The sequence below is a fragment of the Dietzia sp. DQ11-44 genome (assembly GCF_014145205.1).
Taxonomy (GTDB): domain Bacteria; phylum Actinomycetota; class Actinomycetes; order Mycobacteriales; family Mycobacteriaceae; genus Dietzia; species Dietzia natronolimnaea.
On record NZ_JAALEC010000557.1, the window covers coordinates 1 to 1,645 of the forward strand.

Sequence of the window (1,645 nt, forward strand, 5' to 3'; positions counted from 1 at the left end):
AGGACACCGAGTGCAGCCGCCAGCCCGGCGACCAGAAGGCCACCGGTCAGCAGGCGGTGGGTCCCGCCGGCCGTCCGTGCGGGTCGGGAGCCGGGTGAGGGTTGCACGGCCCGCTCGCGGCGATCCGCTGTGAGCGTCACAGCGCGTCGGGGGCGTAGAGGGCCACCGCCAGCGCGTTGAGCACGGCGGGGGTCCTGGTGCCGAACGACAGCACGAGGTCGTCGTTCATCGCGACGACCCGCTGGTTCGCGCCGGCCGGCGTCTGGGCCAGGGCCGGGAACTTCTCGAGAAGGCCGTCGACGCCACCGACGGACTCGAGCCCCTTGCTCATCATGACGATGACGTCCGGTTGAGCCGCGATGAGCCCCTCGTCGTTCGCCGGCTTGGCGCCCTTCCACCCGACCTCGGTCGACACGTCGTATCCGCCGGCCGCGGTGATCAACTCGTCCGCGCCGCTGTCCTGGCCGAACATGTAGTAGACGCCGGCGGATCCACGGGCGTAGAGGAAGACCGTGCGTAGCCGCGCGGTCTCGGACTCCGGCACGATCGAGGCGATCGACTCCTCGGTTTCCACGATCTTCGCGCGGGTGCGCTCCCCCAGTTCGCGCCCCAGCTCGGGCACGCCGAGCCCGTCGGCGACGGAGTGGGTCAGTGCCTCGACGTTGTCCGGGGACCGGTGGGAGTCGACGACGACGACGGGGATCCCTGCGTCACGGAGCTGCAGGATCACGTCCCACGGACCGAGCGAGGTGTCCGTGATGATCACACTGGGGTCGAGCGCGAGGATGGCCTCGGCGTTGAGCTGATGCCCGTCCTGCGTCACCAGGGGCCGATCGGAGATCTCGGGGAAGGCCGACGAGACGTCGCGGCCGATCACGTTGTCCCCCAGCCCGAGTTCGAAGACGATGCGGGAGAGCGTCCCGTAGACGTCCAGGGGCAGGATACGGGAGACGTCCGCGACCTCGACGACGGTTCCCTGGTTGTCCGTGACCACGGCCGGCAGCTGCGGAACCGGGTCGGTCGTGACGGGGTCGACCGGGTCGTCGACCAACTCCAGCGAGAGCTCGCCGGCGAAGGATCGCGGGTCCGCGGTCGCCGAGACCTCGGACGCCAGAGGGATCCCGGAGATCGTCTCGGGGTCGCCGCCGAGCCCGGTCGCGACCCCGCACGAGGTCAGCGTGAGAGCCAGGATGGCGGCGACGGCCAGCGGGAGCGAGCCTGAGCGCTGTCTGAACATGCGGCAACGATAGCACTGTAACCAAGGCGAGCCTAACCTTTGTAAGGGAAGGCTTCCCTAAACACCGTATTCCCAGCGTACGGCGATTTCCGCGCTCGACTCCGATCCCCAGATCCTCGCCCATCGGGGACTGAGAACTCTAAGACCGTGCCTACGTTCGCGGCGGAACGACGAAAGGCGGCCGCCCCCGGGGGTTCCCGGGGGCGGCCGCCTCTACCGCGTGTCGAGCGGACCGCTCGGCCGGTGGCCTGTTCAGTTCTGCTCGGCAGCCGCCTTCTTCAACGACTCGGTGGGCGCGAAGCGCTCGCCGTACTTGGCGGCCAGTTCCTCGGCTCGGGCGACGAAACCCTTGTAGCCCGAGGCGACGTGCTCGCCGGGTGCCGCGTAGTTCTTGGCGTACTGGCGGGA

The 1,645-nt window shown here is 69.5% G+C and carries 1 protein-coding gene; it reads right to left on the reverse strand.

Annotated features, from left to right (window positions below; genetic code table 11):
• Positions 1–136 precede the first annotated feature (136 nt).
• Complete coding sequence (locus tag G6018_RS13380) at positions 137–1,237, reverse strand: ABC transporter substrate-binding protein (RefSeq protein WP_182639872.1); 1,101 nt, start codon at positions 1,235–1,237, stop codon at positions 137–139.
• Positions 1,238–1,645: the final 408 nt, after the last annotated feature.

Bases quoted from the DNA above. Each gene is read 5' to 3' on its own strand.
- G6018_RS13380 (WP_182639872.1), bottom strand. From the start codon at position 1,237: ATGTTCAGACAGCGCTCAGGCTCGCTCCCGCTGGCCGTCGCCGCCATC.